General features: G+C 72.5%; 18 protein-coding genes and 1 tRNA gene. 13 read left to right on the top strand and 6 right to left on the bottom strand.

The window, feature by feature from the left end; translation table 11 throughout:
* The first annotated feature begins 33 nt into the window (after positions 1–33).
* Positions 34–1,443, top strand: coding sequence for a class II fumarate hydratase (locus tag ACW0Q9_RS13640; RefSeq protein ID WP_456181186.1), 1,410 nt, complete (start codon positions 34–36; stop codon positions 1,441–1,443).
* A 50-nt stretch (positions 1,444–1,493) separates the two neighbouring features.
* Here the strand turns inward: ACW0Q9_RS13640 and ACW0Q9_RS13635 are convergent, their stop codons facing one another.
* Positions 1,494–2,039: a CGNR zinc finger domain-containing protein gene (locus ACW0Q9_RS13635; protein ID WP_456181184.1), complete on the bottom strand. Its 546-nt coding sequence runs from the start codon at positions 2,037–2,039 to the stop codon at positions 1,494–1,496.
* Between the two features lie 82 nt (positions 2,040–2,121).
* Between ACW0Q9_RS13635 and ACW0Q9_RS13630 the strand changes: the two genes are divergently transcribed.
* The 3 genes from ACW0Q9_RS13630 (at position 2,122) to ACW0Q9_RS13620 (ending at position 5,563) form a co-directional block, all read left to right on the top strand.
* Positions 2,122–3,078: an EamA family transporter gene (locus ACW0Q9_RS13630; RefSeq protein ID WP_456181182.1), complete on the top strand. Its 957-nt coding sequence runs from the start codon at positions 2,122–2,124 to the stop codon at positions 3,076–3,078.
* A 13-nt stretch (positions 3,079–3,091) separates the two neighbouring features.
* Positions 3,092–3,793: an HAD family hydrolase gene (locus ACW0Q9_RS13625; RefSeq protein WP_456181180.1), complete on the top strand. Its 702-nt coding sequence runs from the start codon at positions 3,092–3,094 to the stop codon at positions 3,791–3,793.
* An 84-nt stretch (positions 3,794–3,877) separates the two neighbouring features.
* A complete protein-coding gene (locus ACW0Q9_RS13620; protein WP_456181178.1) occupies positions 3,878–5,563 on the top strand; it encodes a vanadium-dependent haloperoxidase in 1,686 nt (561 codons plus the stop codon).
* Here ACW0Q9_RS13620 and ACW0Q9_RS13615 read toward each other — a convergent pair.
* Complete coding sequence (locus ACW0Q9_RS13615; protein WP_456181176.1) at positions 5,525–6,448, bottom strand: AfsR/SARP family transcriptional regulator; 924 nt, start codon at positions 6,446–6,448, stop codon at positions 5,525–5,527. The two genes, ACW0Q9_RS13620 and ACW0Q9_RS13615, sit on opposite strands and share 39 nt — an antisense overlap.
* 329 nt (positions 6,449–6,777) lie before the next feature.
* Here ACW0Q9_RS13615 and ACW0Q9_RS13610 point away from each other — a divergent pair, with 329 nt between their 5' ends.
* Positions 6,778–7,902, top strand: coding sequence for a hypothetical protein (locus ACW0Q9_RS13610; protein WP_456181174.1), 1,125 nt, complete (start codon positions 6,778–6,780; stop codon positions 7,900–7,902).
* A 182-nt stretch (positions 7,903–8,084) separates the two neighbouring features.
* Here the strand turns inward: ACW0Q9_RS13610 and ACW0Q9_RS13605 are convergent, their stop codons facing one another.
* Positions 8,085–8,732, bottom strand: a complete 648-nt coding sequence (locus ACW0Q9_RS13605; RefSeq protein ID WP_456181172.1) for an IclR family transcriptional regulator — start codon at positions 8,730–8,732, stop codon at positions 8,085–8,087.
* 63 nt (positions 8,733–8,795) lie between these two features.
* On the opposite strand from ACW0Q9_RS13605, the gene cysS reads away from it, so the two are divergent.
* Positions 8,796–10,211 (top strand): cysteine--tRNA ligase, encoded by a 1,416-nt coding sequence (cysS, locus tag ACW0Q9_RS13600; protein ID WP_456181170.1) that lies wholly within the window; start codon positions 8,796–8,798, stop codon positions 10,209–10,211.
* Complete coding sequence (gene rlmB, locus ACW0Q9_RS13595) at positions 10,211–11,329, top strand: 23S rRNA (guanosine(2251)-2'-O)-methyltransferase RlmB (protein WP_456181168.1); 1,119 nt, start codon at positions 10,211–10,213, stop codon at positions 11,327–11,329. Before cysS ends, rlmB begins: the two co-directional genes overlap by 1 nt.
* Before the next feature lie 58 nt (positions 11,330–11,387).
* Here rlmB and ACW0Q9_RS13590 read toward each other — a convergent pair whose 3' ends face one another.
* On the bottom strand, positions 11,388–12,479 hold the full coding sequence (locus tag ACW0Q9_RS13590; protein WP_456181166.1) for an ABC transporter ATP-binding protein: 1,092 nt from the start codon (positions 12,477–12,479) through the stop codon (positions 11,388–11,390).
* Between the two features lie 366 nt (positions 12,480–12,845).
* Here ACW0Q9_RS13590 and ACW0Q9_RS13585 point away from each other — a divergent pair.
* Positions 12,846–12,922: transfer RNA gene (locus ACW0Q9_RS13585), tRNA-Thr, on the top strand.
* 61 nt (positions 12,923–12,983) lie between these two features.
* Here ACW0Q9_RS13585 and ACW0Q9_RS13580 read toward each other — a convergent pair.
* Positions 12,984–13,151, bottom strand: a complete 168-nt coding sequence (locus ACW0Q9_RS13580) for a tyrosine-type recombinase/integrase (RefSeq protein ID WP_456181165.1) — start codon at positions 13,149–13,151, stop codon at positions 12,984–12,986.
* Positions 13,152–13,354: 203 nt separating this feature from the next.
* Between ACW0Q9_RS13580 and ACW0Q9_RS13575 the strand changes: the two genes are divergently transcribed.
* The 4 genes from ACW0Q9_RS13575 to ACW0Q9_RS13560 all read left to right on the top strand — a co-directional run bounded on the left by ACW0Q9_RS13575 (position 13,355) and on the right by ACW0Q9_RS13560 (position 16,575).
* Entirely contained in the window at positions 13,355–13,702 is a 348-nt protein-coding gene (locus tag ACW0Q9_RS13575) for a zinc finger domain-containing protein (RefSeq protein WP_456181163.1), read from the top strand.
* 141 nt (positions 13,703–13,843) lie between these two features.
* A complete protein-coding gene (locus ACW0Q9_RS13570; protein ID WP_456181161.1) occupies positions 13,844–15,073 on the top strand; it encodes a low temperature requirement protein A in 1,230 nt (409 codons plus the stop codon).
* Between the two features lie 228 nt (positions 15,074–15,301).
* Entirely contained in the window at positions 15,302–16,153 is an 852-nt protein-coding gene (locus tag ACW0Q9_RS13565; protein WP_456181159.1) for an LLM class flavin-dependent oxidoreductase, read from the top strand.
* Positions 16,150–16,575: a nucleoside deaminase gene (locus ACW0Q9_RS13560; protein ID WP_456181157.1), complete on the top strand. Its 426-nt coding sequence runs from the start codon at positions 16,150–16,152 to the stop codon at positions 16,573–16,575. Before ACW0Q9_RS13565 ends, ACW0Q9_RS13560 begins: the two co-directional genes overlap by 4 nt.
* Positions 16,576–16,634: 59 nt before the next feature.
* Here ACW0Q9_RS13560 and ACW0Q9_RS13555 read toward each other — a convergent pair whose 3' ends face one another.
* Complete coding sequence (locus ACW0Q9_RS13555; protein WP_456181155.1) at positions 16,635–17,099, bottom strand: carboxymuconolactone decarboxylase family protein; 465 nt, start codon at positions 17,097–17,099, stop codon at positions 16,635–16,637.
* Between the two features lie 141 nt (positions 17,100–17,240).
* Here ACW0Q9_RS13555 and ACW0Q9_RS13550 point away from each other — a divergent pair.
* Positions 17,241–17,439, top strand: a 199-nt coding sequence (locus ACW0Q9_RS13550; RefSeq protein WP_456181153.1) for a sigma factor, incomplete at its 3' end; no start/stop codon positions are given.

The following is a 17,439-nucleotide window of genomic DNA, read 5'->3' as shown; positions in this document are numbered from 1 at the left end:
GATCATGTGCGCGTCGGCGGCGAGCGCGGCAGGATGGTACGCGTGACGACTCCAGAGGCGACCGGCTACCGGATCGAACGTGACTCGATGGGTGAGGTGGAGGTCCCCGCCGAGGCGCTGTGGCGGGCGCAGACCCAGCGTGCGGTGCAGAACTTCCCGATCTCCGGGCGGGGCATCGAGCCGGCCCAGATCAAGGCCCTGGCGCAGATCAAGGGGGCGGCGGCCCAGGTCAACGGCGAGCTGGGCGTGATCGGCCCGGATGTGGCCGAGGCCATCGCCACCGCGGCCGCGCACGTGGCCGACGGCGGATACGACGACCAGTTCCCGGTCGACGTCTTCCAGACCGGCTCCGGCACGTCGTCCAACATGAACACCAACGAGGTGATCGCCACGCTGGCCGGCCGTGAGCTGGGCCGCAACGTGCACCCGAACGACGACGTCAACGCCTCCCAGTCCAGCAACGACGTCTTCCCGTCCTCGATCCACCTGGCCGCCACCCAGGCCGTGGTGGAGGACCTGCTGCCCGCGCTGAAGCACCTGGCCGGCGCGCTGGAGGAGAAGGCGGCCGAGTTCGAGACCGTGGTCAAGGCCGGGCGTACCCACCTGATGGACGCCACCCCGGTCACCCTGGGCCAGGAGTTCGGCGGCTACGCCGCCCAGGTCCGCTACGGCGTCGAGCGGCTGGAGGGGGCGCTGCCCCGGCTCGCCGAGCTGCCCCTCGGCGGCACCGCCGTGGGCACCGGCATCAACACCCCGTTCGGCTTCGCCGGCAAGGTGATCGAGAAGTTGCGGGCCTCGACGGGCCTGCCGCTGACCGAGGCGCGCAACCACTTCGAGGCACAGGGCGCCCGGGACGCGCTGGTGGAGACCTCCGGCCAGCTCCGCACCGTCGCGGTCGGTCTCTACAAGATGGCCAACGACATCCGCTGGATGGGCTCCGGCCCGCGCGCCGGCCTGCGGGAACTGCGCATCCCCGACCTCCAGCCCGGCTCGTCGATCATGCCGGGCAAGGTGAACCCGGTGGTCGCCGAGGCGATGCGGCAGGTGTGCGCGCAGGTGATCGGCAACGACGCCACCGTGGCGTTCGCCGGCTCGCAGGGCGACTTCGAGCTGAACGTGATGCTCCCCGTGATGGGCCGCAACCTGCTGGAATCGATCCGGCTGCTCGCCGCGGCCAGCCGGCTCTTCGCCGACCGCCTGGTGGTCGGCCTGGTCGCGGACGCCGAGGTCTGCCTGGCGTACGCCGAGGGCTCGCCGTCGATCGTCACCCCGCTCAACCGTCACCTCGGCTACGACGAGGCCGCCTCGATCGCCAAGGAAGCGCTGGCCAAGCAGGTCTCCATCCGCGAGGTGGTGATCTCCCGGGGCCACGTCGACTCGGGCAAGCTCAGCGAGACCCAGCTCGACGAGGCCCTGGACCTGCTCCGGATGACCCACCCCTGAGTCGCGGCACCGGGCCCCTCTTCGCCCGGGGGCGGGAGGGCCGGCGTGCGTCAGGAGTGGGCCGCCGCCTTGCGGGCCCGGTAGGCGCTGACCGCGGCCCGGTTGCCGCAGCCGGCGTCGCAGAACCGGCGGGACCGGTTCTTGGAGAGGTCGACCAGCACGTTCTCGCAGTCGGGGTGCTCGCAGAGGCGCAGCCGGCTCAGCTCGTCCATCCGGACCAGGTCGGCCAGGGCCATCGCGGCCTCGACCGCCATCCGGGTGGCCAGCGGCGCCTCCCGCGGCACGGCGTGCAGGTGGTACGGCTCGTCGTCGTGCCGGACGAGTTGGGGCAGCGCGTGCGACTCCCGGAGCAGCCCGTTGACCACGTCCACCACCTCGTCGGTGTCGGCGTACCAGATCCGGCGGAGCCGGGGCCGCAGCGCGCGGACCTCACGCAGCTCCGCCTCGGTCTGCTCGTGCCGCCCGGTCCACCCGTAGGCGGCGAAGAACGTGTCGAGGGCGGCCACGTCGGGCAGCCCTTCCCGGTCCGGCCCGGCCGTGTTGACCAGGGCTGCGGCCGCGACCAGGCCACACTCGGTGTCATGAGCGAACAGCAACTTGACTCCTGTCGAGCGGTCGGCCTAGTGTCATCAGCATAATCCCACTTGACTCCTGTCCGGTCGACCCAAGGAGCTGTCGATGCGTGAACGGCCCGGCGTCGGCCTCGGCCTGGCCCTGCTCTCCGCGCTCACCTTCGCCACCTCGGGCACCTTCGCCCGCCCGCTGATCACCGGCGACTGGTCCGCCGAGGCGGTGGTGCTCGCCCGGGTCGGCATCGCCGCGCTGGTGCTGGCCGTGCCCGCCCTGCTGGCACTGCGTGGGCGATGGCCGGTGCTGCGCCGCAACGCGGGCACGCTCGTGGTGTTCGGGCTGCTCGGGGTGGCCCTGGCGCAGGCGTGCTTCTTCAACGCCGTCCGCTACCTGCCGGTCGGCGTCGCGCTGCTGCTGGAGTACCTGGGCATCGTGCTGGTGGTCGGCTGGATGTGGCTGGTCCACGGCCAGCGGCCCCGGGTGCTCACCGTGGTCGGTTCGCTGGCCGCCCTCTGCGGGCTGGTGTTCGTGCTGGACCTGACCGGCGCCGCCCGCCTCGACCCGGTCGGCGTCCTCTGGGGGCTCGGCGCCGGGGTGGGGCTGGCCGGTTACTTCGTCATCGCCGGCCGGGTCGACCCCGCGCTGCCGTCGGTGGTGATGGCCAGCGGGGGCATGGCCGTCGGCGCCCTGGTGCTGCTGCTGCTCGGGCTGGTCGGGGCGCTCCCGCTGCGTGCCGGCACCGCCGACGTCAGCTTCGCCGGGCACGAGATGAGCTGGCTCGTGCCGATCGCCGGCCTGTCACTGATCGCCGCGGTGGTCGCCTACCTGACCGGTGTCGCCGGGGCCCGGCTGCTCGGCGCGCGGCTCTCCTCCTTCGTCGGGCTGACCGAGGTGATGTTCGCGGTGCTGATCGCCTGGCTGGTGCTGGGCGAGCTGCCGAGCGCCGTCCAACTGCTCGGCGGAGCACTCATCGTGGCCGGTGTCGCCCTGGTCCGGGTGGACGAGCTGCGCGGCGGTCGCCCCGAGCCGGTGGACGAGCGGGCCGACGCGCCGGCGCTGGCCTGAGAGGCTGGCCGTCGTGCTGCGCGTGGTGGTGTTCGACGCCGACGAGACCCTGCTCGACCTGCGCCCGGCGGTGACCGGCGGGCTGGTCGCCGTACTCGAGGAGATGCGGCGGCTGACCCCGGCGGCGGCCGCGCTGTCCCTCGCGGACCTCGAGTCCGACTGGCACGCGGTCTTCGGGGCGCTCAGCGCCGCGCCGGTGCAGGAGATCCGGCGGGCGGCGCTGGCCCGGTCGCTGGCCCGGGCCGCACTCGACGACCACCTGGACGAGTTGGCGGCGCTCTTCTTCGCGCGCCGCTTCGCGCTCACCCGACCGTTCCCCGACGCGCTGCCCGCGCTGGCCGCGCTCCGCGGGCGCTACCTCCTGGGCTACGCCACCAACGGCAACAGCCGCGCGGAACGCTGCGGCCTCGCGGGCGAGTTCGCCTTCGAGCGGTACGCGCACGACGGCGGCCTGCCCAAGAAGCCCGCCCCCGAGTTCTACGCCGCGGTGGTCGAGGCGGCGGGCGTGCCGGCGGAGCAGATCGCGTACGTGGGCGACTCCCTCGCCCACGACGTGGCCGGCCCGCAGCGCGCCGGCCTGCGGGGGATCTGGCTCAACCGGCAGGGCGTGCCCTGCCCGCCCGGGTCACGTCCGGACGCGGAGGTGACCACCCTGGCCGGTCTCCCCGAGGTGCTCGCCGCCCTCGACGGGGCCGCCCCGATAGCGACGCCGTAGCCGGCGCGTAGCCGGCCCGCCCAGCCTGGTGGGAGCCGCGGTCATCAACCGCGGTCGATCGAGGTCTCTCACCGAGGAGTCCCATTGGGCTGGTTGCACATGTCCCGTCGCCGCTGGAGCGCCATGGCGCTCACGGCACTCACGGTCGGCACCGTCGCCGCCGTCGCACCCACCGCCCCGGCGCTCGCCGCCGGGCCCACCGACCACGTCCTGTACTGGAACGACGTCCTGCTCCGCACCTTCCGTCAGGTCGGCGGCGCGCCCGGCCCGCTCGCCCGCGCCGGGGCGATGGTCCACGGCGCCATCTACGACGCCACGAATTCCGCCCTCTGCGCCGACGGAGCTGATCGGTGCATCGGGCAGCCGTACCGGATCAAGGTGGCTCCCACCGCCGGGGTCAGCCCGGATCTGGCCACCGCCATCGACTACGCGGCGTACGACACGCTGCGCAGCATCTGGCCGTCGATCAGCTTCGCCGCCGACCTCACCACCGCACAGCAGGACATCCCCAGCTCGCCGGCGCGAACGGACGGCCAGCGGATGGGCTCGGCCAGCGCGCAGGCCATGATCAGTTTCCGGACCAACGACGGCTCACCGGACACCTCCACCTACGCCGACGGCACGGTCGCCGGCCAGTGGCGCCGCACCGGCTCCGGGGAGCCGGCGACCCCCAGCTGGGGACTGGTGAAGCCGTTCGCGATGACCTCGACCACCCAGTTCCGCCCCGGCCTGCCGGGCGGCTACACCACCTACGCCCAGCTGCTGGCCAGCCAGACGTACGCGAACCAGGTCAACGAGGTGAGGGGCCTCGGCGCGTACAACAGCAGCACCCGGACCGCCGACCAGACGCAGGCGGCCTGGTTCTGGGCCAACGACCTCGACGGCACCTACAAGCCGCCGGGGCAGCTCTTCGCGCACACGCAGGTGGTGGCCAAGTCGGCGAAGCTCACCCAGGCCGGCAACGCCCGCCTCTTCGCGCTGGTCGGCATCGCGATGGGCGACGCGGCGATCATCGCCTGGGACGCCAAGTACCAGACCGCCATCGACCTGTGGCGGCCCGAATCGGCGATCCACGAGCCGCAGGACGACAACAACACCGCCACCAGGCCCGACCCGAACTGGAAGCCACTCTCCGCGGACCGCAACGGGGTCAACTTCTCCCCGCCGTTCCCCGCGTACGTCTCCGGGCACGCCACCTTCGCCGCCGCCTGGGCGGGTGCGATGAAGGGGTTCTTCGGCACCGACGGATTCCGCTTCGTCGGCGGGACGGAGGACCCGCACGCCGTCGGTGCGAGCCGCAGCTTCACCGGGTTCGGCGCCGCCGCCACGGAGAACGCCAGGAGCCGGGTCTACCTGGGCGTCCACTACCAGTTCGACGCCGACTCCGGGATGTCCGCCGGCACCTCGCTGGCCAACCACGTGACCGGCAACTACCTGCGGCCGAGCGTGCCGGCGTACACCTTTGACGGCTTCTACGAGGGATCCGCGTACCTGGGCGGCAGCTATCCGGACGCCGTCTCCGGGGGGAACTTCCTCGTCACCTTCAAGCTCGCCGCCAACGGGACGCCGGTCACCGACCTGAACGCGGTCGTCGGGGTTTCCTGGAACGGTCAGCCGACGGCGAGCAGTGGCGCCGTCACCTTCACCAACGGCCGGTACGAGGTCCGGGTCTACACCGGCAAGTCGTGCGGCCCCGGCGGGCAGACGCTCTCCGTTCTGCTGCGGGACGGGTCAAGCCGCAATCTCCGCGTGGCCTGCACCACCGTCTGACGCGTGCGGCGGTGGCGGCGCGGTCGGGACCACCGGCCGCGCCGTCGCCGTGCCGGCATCCAGCCGCGACAACTGCTGCCGGATCTCGCCCAGCATCCGCTCGGCCTCGGCCAGCCGGCTGAGGGTGAGGGTGAGGTCCGTCCCGACCGCCGCCGGAGGGGCGCCCAGCAGCGACCGGTAGGTCCGGGACAGCTCGGGGCCCGGCTCGACGCCCAGCTCGTGGCGGAGCAGCAGGCGGACCCGGTGGTAGCGGGCGATGGCCTCACCCCGGCGGCCGGCGCGGTCCAGTGCCACGAGCAGGTGACACCAGAGCGGCTCGTGCCACGGGTGCCGCTCCACAAGCGCGGAGAGGCGCGGGATCAGCTCGTGGTGCCGCCCCGCGGCGAGGTCCAGGTCGGCCAGGTCAGCGAGGACGGCCAGCCGTTCCTCGGTGAGCCGGGCCGCCGCGGCCCGGGCGAAGGGCGCGTCGATGTCGCCGAGCGGTGGACCGACGTGGAGCTGGAGGGCGGCCCGGTACGCCTCGGCCGCCGCCACCGGCTGCCCGGTGGCGGTGAGCCCGCGCCCCTGCCGGGCCAGCCGGCGGAACACCTCCACATCGATGTCGGACGGGTCCGTCCGGAGCACGTAGCCGCTGTCGTGGGTGACGATCCGGGCGTCCGGGAGGGCGCGCAGCCAGCGGCGCACCGCGGAGATCTGGCCGTGCAGCTGGGTGCGGACCGTGCGAGGTGGCGACTCGCCCCAGACCGCGTCGATGATCTGCTCGACCCGGACCAGCGAGTTGGCCTCGACGAGCAGGAACGCCAGCACGGCCCGCGATCGCCGGCCGCCGGGCCGGTGCTGGCCGGGCCCCTCGAGGGAGAGCGGGCCCAGCAGTCGGAATCTCATGACAGCCGTGCCGGGTGGCGGCACACGACACGCGAACAGAAGCCCATCAGTCCTCCGGCCCCCGTCTTCCGAGGAGAACGCCAAGCTGCTGTAACCATAGAAGTTGCCCGATGCAATGACAATCGTGCGGAGGGTCACGGCGTCCACGTCGGCCCTTCCCCGAGAGCCAGCCGACACCAGCACGGCGAGGTGCGGCGGAGGTCGAGAGCCGTGCCGCTAACACACCGGCCGGGCACGGTGACGGCTGTCCACAGGGCACCGGGTCATGGGCGATCGCGGTTGTCCACAGGGGTGTCCGCCGGCCGCCCGGCGCCGCCACGCTGGTCGGCATGCCACCTCACCCCTATCGACCGCCCGAGCTGGCCTGGCAGGTCTTCCGCGGCTCGGATGTTGTCCGGCGCGGGCTGCTGACCCGGCACCAACTCCGGGGCGCCTCCTGGATCCGGCTCCGGCAGGACGTCTATGCCGACGCCCGCCTCGACCGCGACCACGCGCTCGCCTGCCGCGCCGCGCTGCTCCGCCTGCCGCCGGGCGCGCTGCTCGCCGGGCCCTCGGCGGCCTACCTGCACGGGGTCGAGCACGCCGCCGGCTTCCGGGACGACGTGCACGTCCTGCTGCCGGCAACGGCGCGGGCCGACGCCCAACCCGGTGTCCGGGTGCACCAGGCCCCGTCACCGCCCGAACGGATCGGCCTCCTCGTCTCCGCCGCCGCCCCGACCTGCCCGGCGTACACCACACCTGGCCGGAACGGACCCGACAACGGCTCGGCGAACACCACCCCGGGCCGAGACGGCCCGGCCATCGGCCTGCGGAGCACCACGTCAGGCCGGGACGGTGCCGCCGAGCCCAGGCAGGCGGCCGTCATCACGGCGATCGCGAGTCCCGGGCCGGTGGGCCGCGAGCCGGGCCTGCCGGCCGGACGAGGCCGGTTGCTCCGCACCGAGCCGGCTGTCTGCGCCTGGGAGACAGCGGTCTGGTCCGACCCGGTCCGGGCGGTCGGGATCGTCGACGCTCTGCTGCGGATGGGCACGGTCAGCCGGACCGACCTGGTCGGCGTGGCCGACCGCAACGCCGGACGGCCCGGTGGCCGGCGGGCGCGGTGGGTGTTCGGCCTGGCGGACCCCGGGGCGCAGTCCCCGCCCGAGTCGCACCTGCGGGTCCGGCTGGTGCTGGCCGGTCTGCCCCGCCCGGTCGCGCAGCACCCGGTGCGCGGGCCGTCGGGCCTCGTCCTGCATCCTGACCTGGCCTGGCCGGAGTTCCGCGTCGCCGTCGACTACGACGGCCAGTGGCACGTCGACCCGGATCAGCTCCACCGGGACCGTCAGCGGCTCAACCAGCTCGTGGCGGCCGGCTGGCTGGTGCTGCCCGTGACCGGTCGCCGCCTGCACCGGGAGTTCCCCGCGCTGGTCCGCGAGATCCGCGCCGCACTGGTGGCGCGGGGCTGGCGACCGTGAGGCGCACCGGAGCGCCAGTGCGGCGCTGTCCAGCGCCCCGCTGGATGTGGGACCTGGCGTGGCGATGATTCGGTGCCTGCCGTGGTGAGTCCGTCGCCAGCCCGCCGAGCTGGCGGGGTCCGCCGCCCTCCGACACCGCCACCTCGGCGAGCTGGCGGCCGAGCCCCGAGCCCGGTCCCGGGTCAGGACAAAGCCGCGGCGATCGACTCGGCGGCGGCGCTCACCTGGGTGCCGACCTGGGCGACGTCGAGCGGGGTCAGCGAGACCACGCCGACGCTCGCCTCCAGCCCCGGCACCCCGAGCACCGGCGCGGCCACCCCGTACGCCCCGGACTGCAGCTCGCCGCTGGTGCTCACCGGGCCGGCGGCGCCGGCCCGGCCGGCCAGGATGGCGCGGCCGGCGGCGCCGCGCTCCAGCGGGTGTCTCGACCCGGTCCGGTACGCGACGTGGAACGAGGTCCAGCTCGGCTCGACCACCGCGAGGGCCACCCCCTCGCCGCCCTCGACCACGGTCAGGTGGGCGGTCGCCCCGGCCTGCTCGGCGAGGCGGCGCAGCGCGGGCAGCGCCCCCTCGGCGAGCAGCGGCTGGGCCCGCCGGGCCAGGTGCAGCACGCCGGCGCCCAGCCGGAGCCGGCCCGCGGCGTCGCGGCGCAGCATGCCGTGGTCGGTCAGCGCCCCGACCAGCCGGTAGACCGCCGCCCGGCCGATGCCCAGCCGGTTCGCCGCCTCAGTGACGGTCAACCCGCCCGGCGCGTCGGCGACCAGGTGCAGCAGGCGCAGCCCCCGGTCCAGGGTCTGCGCCGTCTCTCCCGCCCGTGCCGCCGTGTCCACAGCACGCAGCGTACGACCCGGCTCCGGGCGACCCCGACATGCGCGGACGGCTACCCTTGTACGGTGACGCTACGCCTGTATGACACCGCCACCCGTTCGGTGCGGGACTTCGTCCCGCGGGAAGCCGGCAAGGTGGGGGTCTACCTGTGTGGTCTCACCCTCCAGGCCCCGCCGCACATCGGCCACCTTCGTTCCGGCGTCAACTACGACGTGCTGCGCCGCTGGCTCATCGCCTCGGGTTTCGAGGTCACCTTCATCCGCAACGTGACCGACATCGACGACAAGATCCTGGTCAAGGCGATGGAGCAGGGGCGGTCGTTCTGGTCGATCGCGTACGCCAACGAGCAGATCCTGGCCGACTCCTACCGGGCGCTGAACGTGCTGCCCCCGACCTACGAGCCGCGGGCCACCGGGCACATCCCGGAGATGCACGAGCTGATCGCCCGGCTGATCGAGACCGGGCACGCCTACCCGGCCACCGACGGCTCCGGCGACGTCTACTTCGACGTGGCCTCCTGGCCGGCGTACGGGTCGCTGTCGGGCCAGTCGCCGGAGGACATGCAGTCCGCCGGCGACGCCCCGGAGCGGGGCAAGCGCGACCCGCGCGACTTCGCGCTCTGGAAGGGCGCCAAGCCCGAGGAGCCGGCCGACGCATACTGGCCGTCGCCGTGGGGCCGGGGCCGCCCCGGCTGGCACATCGAGTGCTCGGCGATGTGCTGGCGTTACCTGGGGCCGGAGTTCGACATCCACGGCGGCGGGCTCGACCTGACCTTCCCGCACCACGAGAACGAGATCGCCCAGTCGCAGGCCGCCGACCTGCCGTTCGCCCGCTACTGGGTGCACCACGGCCTGCTCGGCATCGGCGGCACCAAGATGGGCAAGTCGCTGGGGAACACGCTCGACCTCGACTACGTGGCGTCCCTCGGGGTGCGCCCGGTGGAGCTGCGCTACTACTACGCCGCCGCCCACTACCGCTCCCGCATCGACTACTCGGAGGACGCGCTGCGCGAGGCCGCCGTCGCCTACCGGCGGATCGAGGGCTTCGTCCAGCGGGCCGCCGAGCGGGTCGGCGCCGGGCAGCTCGGCGAGCTGCCGGCCGGCTTCGTCGCGGCGATGGACGACGACCTCAACACGTCGGCCGGCCTGGCCGTGCTGCACGAGGTGGTCCGGGACGGCAACACCGCGCTGACCGCGGGCGACGATGTGACCGTCCGCACGACGCTCGCCGCCACCCGGGCGATGCTGGATATCCTCGGCGTCGACCCCCTGGACCCGGCCTGGACCGGCGGTGGCCGCGCGGACGACCTGCGCGGCGTGGTGGACTCCCTGATCGCGCTCGCCCTGGAGCAGCGCGCCCAGGCCCGCAGCCGCAAGGACTGGGCCGCCGCCGACGCCGTACGCGACCAGCTCAAGCAGGCCGGCGTGGTCGTCGAGGACACCCCCCAGGGCCCGCGTTGGACTATTGGAGAGCAGGACTGATGGCCGGCAACTCGCAGCGCCGTGGCCGGCGACTGACGCCGAAGGCGGGCGCCCCGAAGGGCTCCGGCGGCAAGGGCAAGGACGCCCTCGCCGGGCGGGGCCGCACCCTGCCCGCGGACGAGCGTCCCTGGCACAAGGCGTACTCGGGCACCGAGAAGCTGCCCCAGCGCACCGCCTGGAAGCAGGAGAAGGAGCGCCGCACGGCGGCCGAGGAGGGGCGCGCGCCCAAGATCGGCCAGCCGGGCAGCAAGGACACCACCTGGGGCAAGGGCGGGGGCCGGGGCGTCCCCACGGCGAAGGGCCGCGGCGGCAAGCCCGCCGGCCGGTCCGGGCCCCGGGTCGCCCCCGGCCGTAAGGCGAACCCGGCCAAGGACAGCCCGGAGCTGCTGGTCGGGCGGAACCCGGTGCTGGAGTCGCTGCGCGCCCAGGTGCCGGCCACCGCGCTCTACACCGCCCAGGGCATCGACATCGACGACCGGGTCAACGAGATCGTCCGCACCGCCGCCGACCGGGGGATCGCGATCCTCGAGGTCAGCCGGGCCGAGCTGGACCGGATGACCGGCGGCGTGCTGCACCAGGGCGTCGGCCTCCAGGTGCCGCCGTTCGCCTACGAGCCGTTCGAGGACCTGATGGCGGCGGCGCTGGAGCAGGCCGCCCCGCTGCTGGTCGCGCTCGACGGGGTCACCGACCCGCGCAACCTCGGCGCGGTCATCCGGTCGGCCGCCGCGTTCGGCGCGCAGGGCGTCTTCGTACCCGAGCGGCGGGCCGCCGGCATCACCGCGACCGCCTGGCGGACCAGCGCCGGCGCGGCCGCGCGGGTGCCGGTCGCCCAGGTCACCAACCTGACCCGGTCGCTGAAGGCGTGCAAGGACGCCGGCTTCATCGTGGTCGGCCTGGACGCCGACGGGCAGACCGACCTCTACGACCTGGAGGCCGCGGTCGGCCCGCTGGTTGTGGTGGTCGGCTCGGAGGGGCGCGGGCTGTCCCGCCTGGTCGGCGAGACCTGCGACCTGACCGTCAGCATCCCGATGGTCTCCGACGTCGAGTCGCTGAACGCCAGCGTCGCGGCGGCGGTCACCCTCGCCGAGGTCGCTCGCCGCCGCTCCGTCGAGGCGTAGCGCAGGCACGAGAAAGGGGCGGTCCGCCGATGGCGGGCCGCCCCTTTCGTCGCGTACGTCAGATCCGGTTGCCGGTGGCGGCGTGGAAGACGTGGCTGCGGTCCTGGCGCGGCTTGACGAACACGGTGTCGCCCATGTTCGGCATGGTGCGCCGGTCGGTGCGGACCACGAACCGCTCGTTGTGGCCCTCGAGCGCGGCGTGGCCGTAGACGTTGGCGTCGGAGCCCAGGTCCTCGACCAGCTCGACCACGACCGGCATGCCGCCCTCGGTCGGGCTGACCAGGTCGCAGTCCTCCGGACGGAAGCCCACGGTCACCTTGCCGTCGCCGCCCTCGGCGCGGGCCGCCTCGACCTGCTCGCGGGTCAGCGGCACGTTCATCTCGGCGAACGCGGCGCCGCGCTCGGTCAGCGGCACGGTCTTGATGTTCATGGCCGGGGAGCCCATGAAGCCCGCGACGAAGACGTTGGCCGGGGTGTCGTAGAGCGCCCGCGGGGTGTCCACCTGCTGGAGGACGCCGTCGAGCATGACCGCGACCCGGTGACCCATGGTCATGGCCTCGACCTGGTCGTGGGTGACGTAGACCGTGGTGACGCCGAGCTTGGCCTGGAGCGACGCGATCTGCGTACGGGTCTGCACCCGGAGCTTGGCGTCGAGGTTCGACAGCGGCTCGTCCATGAGGAAGACCTGCGGCTCGCGGACGATCGCGCGGCCCATGGCGACACGCTGCCGCTGGCCGCCGGAGAGCGCCTTCGGCTTGCGGTTGAGGAACTCCTCCAGCTGGAGCAGCCCGGCCGCCTCCTTGACCCGCCGGTCGATCTCCGACTTCGAGGTCTTGCGCAGCTTGAGGGCGAACGCCATGTTCTCGTACACCGTCATGTGCGGGTAGAGGGCGTAGTTCTGGAAGACCATCGCGATGTCGCGGGCCTTCGGCGGGAGGTGGGTGACGTCCCGGTCGTCGATGTAGATCGCGCCGTCGTCGACGTCCTCCAGGCCGGCGAGCATCCGGAGGCTGGTGGACTTGCCGCAACCCGACGGGCCGACCAGGACGAGGAACTCCCCGTCGCCGATCTGGAGGTCGAGCTGGTTGACCGCGGGGCGTTCGGTGCCCGGGTAGATCCGGGACGCCTTCGCGTAGGTGACCGTAGCCATGGTGGAGCGCTTCCTTTCACCGGCAGGAACGTGCCGGACGATCCGAGTGGAAGGAGCGACCGGCACCCGAGGTGCCGGCCAACGGGCGGTCGCCCGGGCAGCCGAGGCCAACCGGAGTGTCGTCCGTGTCACTGCACCGTAAACGGGTTTGGCGAGCCTGCCAAGACGAGGGGCGGCCGGTGGGACGGAGCGCATACGGCATAACGGTCAGGCGGGCACGGCAAGGCATCAATCTCCACGGTCCCCGCCGCGATCCGACATGGATCCGGTGGTGTCGAGGTCGGGAAATTGACGTTTTCCGTGCTCGGGAGCCCTGCTGAACGGGATTTCCGGGCCTCAGTCGCTATGCTGACGACTGCACCACGCGCCCCTGTAGCTCAGCTGGCCAGAGCACTCGCCTTGTAAGCGAGATGTCGCCGGTTCGATCCCGGCCGGGGGCTCCAACACCATCAGGCATTTCGCGGCGGCAGCCGTCGCGAGACCGCCGCATGACAGCAGCGGGGCTCACGACAGCCTCCCGTCGAGCTTCCCGAGCGCCTGACGCATCGCGTCGAGGTTGGCGTGGGCGTAGACCTTGAGCGTGATCTTCACGTCGGCATGCCGGGCGATGGCCTGAACCACGTGCAGGGGGACGCCCGGCTCCACCAGCAGGGAGACGACGGTGTGCCGCAAGTCGTGCAGGCGGACCCCGGGTGAGCCAGGTGATCTCGGGCAGCGGCAACACTGCCTCGGAGTCCTCGGTTTTGGCGTCCAGGACGTGGGGCTGCCCCGCGACCCGCTGGACCGGTTCGAAAGGTCGGATGCCGGGGATGTCGGGCCTCACGGAGTCTTCTGGCCTGGGGTTTTGCCCCTTGGAACGCGGGGAGACTGGGCGCGTGGAGCGTCCGGAGGAGTCCCCCGAAAGCCAGATTGTTCGGGAGCTGAAAGGGCTGAGCAGGGAGCAGGCTGGGCTATGGTTCTGGTCCGCTCTGCAATACATCACGGACGCCGCCGCCGTCCATCGCGACGAGGAGCTGTACCGGGCCGCCCGCAAGATGGCCATGGCCGCTTTGTCGCAGGGCATCCCGTTGCCGTTCAGCCCGGGCTACGTACTCTGCCCCGTCTGCCATGCCTATCCCGGTCAGAACTGCATCAACATGCCGGGCCACACCTTGAAGGACGAGCTGCACCCGGAGCGGGTCGAGCGCGGCCGGAAGTTGCGCGAGTTGATGAGAACTCAGTGACCAGACCCTGTTCTTCAGTGGGCATCGCTCTACACGCCGGGCGAGGGGGCTTCCGAACCTCTCGGCGAAGCTGCTGTGGGCTTCTAGGCCATTACCGGAAAGTCGTCCTCACATGCCGGCCACTCAGCTTGAATGCGGGGAATGGAGCGGGGGCGTGCGGCAGGGGGTGCCGGCAGGACGGCCGGGCTGCTGCGGGGCGCGGGTAGCCAGCAACAGGCCACCCTCGTCGAACTCTTCTTCGACCTGGTGGTGGTCTTCGCCCTTAACCGGGTGGTGGCATTCAGCACGCCGGGAATCGGGAGCGATTCCCTCGCTGAACGGTGGACGACAGCCGTTGAGGGCTCCCTGCTGATCCTGCCGCTGATCTGGGTGTGGACTGGGACGGCGTACCTCACGGCACGCTTCGAGCCCCGCCGAGGCGCGGTGCAGGTCATCGTGGTGGCCACGGCGTTCGGCATGCTCCTGCTGGGCGCCGCCGTACCCGAGGCGTTCGACGGGACTGGAATGGCCTTCGCCGTGGTGTACGTCGTGCTCCAGGTCGGCGGATCCTTGGTGCGCGCCGTGGCCATCAGAGGGAATCCCCTGTGCTACGCATACCTGCGGGCCACATGCTGGTTCTGCCTGTCTGCCGTGCCCTGGTTGCTGGGCGCCGTCATGCACGGCTTCGCCCAGATCCTGCTGTGGTCACTCGCCGTGGCCATCGACTACGGTGCGTCCCGGCTGGGCTGGCCAGTGCCCCGGCTGGGACGCCAACGCGTCCTCGCCTGGGCTGACTGTACCGAGCACCTCGCGGACCGTTACCGGCAACTACTGCTGATCGCGCTGGGGGAGGCGATCCTCTCGGTCGGGATCGCCTACACCGACGAGTCCGGCTTCCACAGCCTCACCAAGACGCTCGGGCTGGTGATCGCGTTCCTCACCACCGTGCTGCTCTGGCGGATCTACTTCCACACGTCGGGCGAGCTGTTCGGAGAGGCAATCAAGTCGGCGAAGAATCCCGCGAGCCTGGGCCGGATAGCCGGCGGCGCACACCTAGCCATGATCATGGGCGTCGTCGGCACGGCCGTCGGACACGAGCTGGTACAGACACACCCCACCACCCGTACCTACCCAGCCTGGCTGGCAGTCATGGTCGGAGGCCCGGCCACGTACATGGCCGGCCGGGCCCTGCTCGAATGGGTGGTCTTCGCGCGACTCGCCCTACGCCGGCTACTCAGCATCGGCGCGCTGCTGCTCCTCGCCGCGCCACTGGCCTTCGCTCCACCACTGGCGACGGTCGCCGCGGTCACCGCGGTGCTGCTCGGGATCGCGGTCGCCGACGCCCGCAGATCAGTACGACACCCCGATAAGGCACCCGCACCGCCCAGATAACCCGTCTGCCACACGGTGGATTGGGTGATGTGAACATGCCGGCAGCCGGCCGAGGCGCGCAGCCGTCGCACCGCCGCGCGACGGGCAACTCGGTCAGGGATCGACCAATCGACAGCATCAAGATGCTCGGCCACCGGGCGAATCTATCGGCGGACTCACGGCAGAGAGCCGCAAAGGCCGGGAACACGCTGTTCACAGACCAGACCCGCCGTGACTAGCGTGGTGCCCGTGCACATTGGCGTGAACGTACCGAACTTCGCCCCGGGTACCGACCCCGATGTGCTGCTCCGGTGGGCGCAGACGGTCGAGGGCCTCGGCTTCGACCTGCTGATGGTCTCCGATCACGTCGTGGTGACCCCGGACGTGGCCGAGCAGTATCCGGCGCCGTTCTACGAGCCGTTCACCACGCTGTCCTGGCTGGCCGGGGTGACCCGCCGGGTCCGGCTGGGCACCACGGTGCTCATCGTCCCGTACCGGCACCCGCTGCTCACCGCCCGGATGGCGGCGAACCTCAACCGGCTCAGCGGTGGCCGGCTCGTCCTCGGCGTCGGCGTCGGCTGGGCCCGGCAGGAGTTCGAGGCGCTCGGCGTGCCGTTCCGGCGCCGCGGCGCGCTGACCGACGAGTACCTGCGGGCCCTGCGCGACGCCTGGCGGAACACTGACGACTACGACTCGCCGCCGATCCCGATCTGGGTCGGCGGGAACAGCGACGCCGGCATCCGTCGCGCGGTGCTGCTCGGTGATGCCTGGCACCCGCTGCGGGTCACGTCCGGATGGCTGGCGGACGCGGCCGGGCGGCTGAGGGCCACGGCCGAGGAACTGGGCCGCCCGGTGCCCGCATTGACGCCGCGCATCAAACTGCGGGAGACCCGGGAAGTGGTCACCGGCCCGGACCGGCTCGCCGGTGTCGGCACCATCGACCAGATCACCGCCGACATCGACCAGATCCGTCGGCTCGGCGCGGCGGCGGTGCTGCTCGACCCGTACAACGGCGACCCGACCGAGATCCGTCAGCCCGAACGCGCCTGGCAGACCCTTGCGGCCGTGGCCGCACACCACAGATCCCAGGAGGACCGATGAGCCCCGACGACGAGAAGTTTCTCCGCCGTGCCGTGGAGATCGCCAACCAGGCCGGGGCGTCCGGCGAACGGCCCTTCGGCTCGTTGCTCGTCGGTGCGGACGGCACGGTCCTGATCGAGGACCACAACACCGTCGTCGCCGACTCGGACATCACCGCCCACCCGGAACTGAAGCTGGCCCGCTGGGCCGCCCGGGAACTCGCACCCGAGGTGGCGGCCGCCACCACCATGTTCACCAGTTGCCAACCCTGCCCGATGTGCGCGACCGCGATCGACCGGTCCGGCCTCGGCCGGGTGGTGTACGCCCTGTCCGCCGCGCAGTTCGAGGAGGTCAAGCCGGCCACCCCTCCGCTGCCGCCGGTTCGGTACGAGGGGCCGGCACTGTTCGACGAGGCGCGCCAGCCGATCGACAACTACTACTAGGCCGTGTGTCCGGCCCGGGGCGGAGGTGTGCACACCCCCCGCCCCGGGCCGGTCGTCGGTCAGCCCCAGTTCTGCGGGGCCGGCTGCCGGGTGGTGGCGTTGATCCGGTTGAAGAAGTTGGTGGTGGCGATCCAGAGCACCAGCGCCGCCAGTTCCTTCTCCCCGAAGTGCCGGGCCGCCTCGTCCCACACCTCGTCCGGCACCGCGTCGCTCCGGTCGGCGAGCCGGGTCGCGTGCTCGGCCAGGTCGAGTGCGGCCCGCTCCGCGTCGGTGAAGTACGGCGTCTCCCGCCAGGCGGCCACCGCGAAGAGCCGCTCCTCGGTCTCGCCGTTCTTCCGGGCGCTGCGCGCACCCGAGTCGACGCAGGCGCTGCACCCGTTGATCTGGCTGGCCCGCAGGTGGACCAGCTCCAGGATGCTGCCCGGCACGCCGGCCGAGTACGCGGACTTGTAGAGCAGGTTGACCGCCTTCACGGCGTCGGGGAGGAGAGCCGCCGGGTTCTGGATGCGAGCCTCGAGAGACATTTTCCGTCCGTCCTGTCCTGTTAGGCTGGCCGGCGTTCGCCGCGCGGCCGCTGTCGTCGTCCGTCACCGGGTTGTCGAGGGCCGGACCGGCGGCGTGACAGATGTGACGGCGGTCACCGAGGCCGTGGGGGTGGCGAGGCCGTGAGCGACACCGACCGGTTGGTCCGCAGCTTCGAGGAGCAGCGCCCCCGGCTGCGCGCGGTGGCCCACCGGATGCTCGGCTCGGCCGCCGAGGCCGACGACGCCGTGCAGGACACCTGGCTCCGGCTGAGCCGTGCCGACGCCGACGCCATCGACAACCTGCCCGGGTGGCTGACCACGACGGTCGGCCGGGTCTGCC

Source organism: Micromonospora sp. I033 (assembly GCF_053890995.1).
Note: the sequence above shows the minus strand (reverse complement) of the source record. Positions and strands in the feature narration are given on the sequence as shown.

Bases quoted from the DNA above. Each gene is read 5' to 3' on its own strand.
- ACW0Q9_RS13640 (WP_456181186.1), top strand. From the start codon at position 34: ATGGTACGCGTGACGACTCCAGAGGCGACCGGCTACCGGATCGAACGT.
- ACW0Q9_RS13630 (WP_456181182.1), top strand. From the start codon at position 2,122: ATGCGTGAACGGCCCGGCGTCGGCCTCGGCCTGGCCCTGCTCTCCGCG.
- ACW0Q9_RS13615 (WP_456181176.1), bottom strand. From the start codon at position 6,448: ATGAGATTCCGACTGCTGGGCCCGCTCTCCCTCGAGGGGCCCGGCCAG.
- ACW0Q9_RS13610 (WP_456181174.1), top strand. From the start codon at position 6,778: ATGCCACCTCACCCCTATCGACCGCCCGAGCTGGCCTGGCAGGTCTTC.
- rlmB (WP_456181168.1), top strand. From the start codon at position 10,211: ATGGCCGGCAACTCGCAGCGCCGTGGCCGGCGACTGACGCCGAAGGCG.
- ACW0Q9_RS13590 (WP_456181166.1), bottom strand. From the start codon at position 12,479: ATGGCTACGGTCACCTACGCGAAGGCGTCCCGGATCTACCCGGGCACC.
- ACW0Q9_RS13570 (WP_456181161.1), top strand. From the start codon at position 13,844: ATGGAGCGGGGGCGTGCGGCAGGGGGTGCCGGCAGGACGGCCGGGCTG.
- ACW0Q9_RS13560 (WP_456181157.1), top strand. From the start codon at position 16,150: ATGAGCCCCGACGACGAGAAGTTTCTCCGCCGTGCCGTGGAGATCGCC.
- ACW0Q9_RS13555 (WP_456181155.1), bottom strand. From the start codon at position 17,099: ATGTCTCTCGAGGCTCGCATCCAGAACCCGGCGGCTCTCCTCCCCGAC.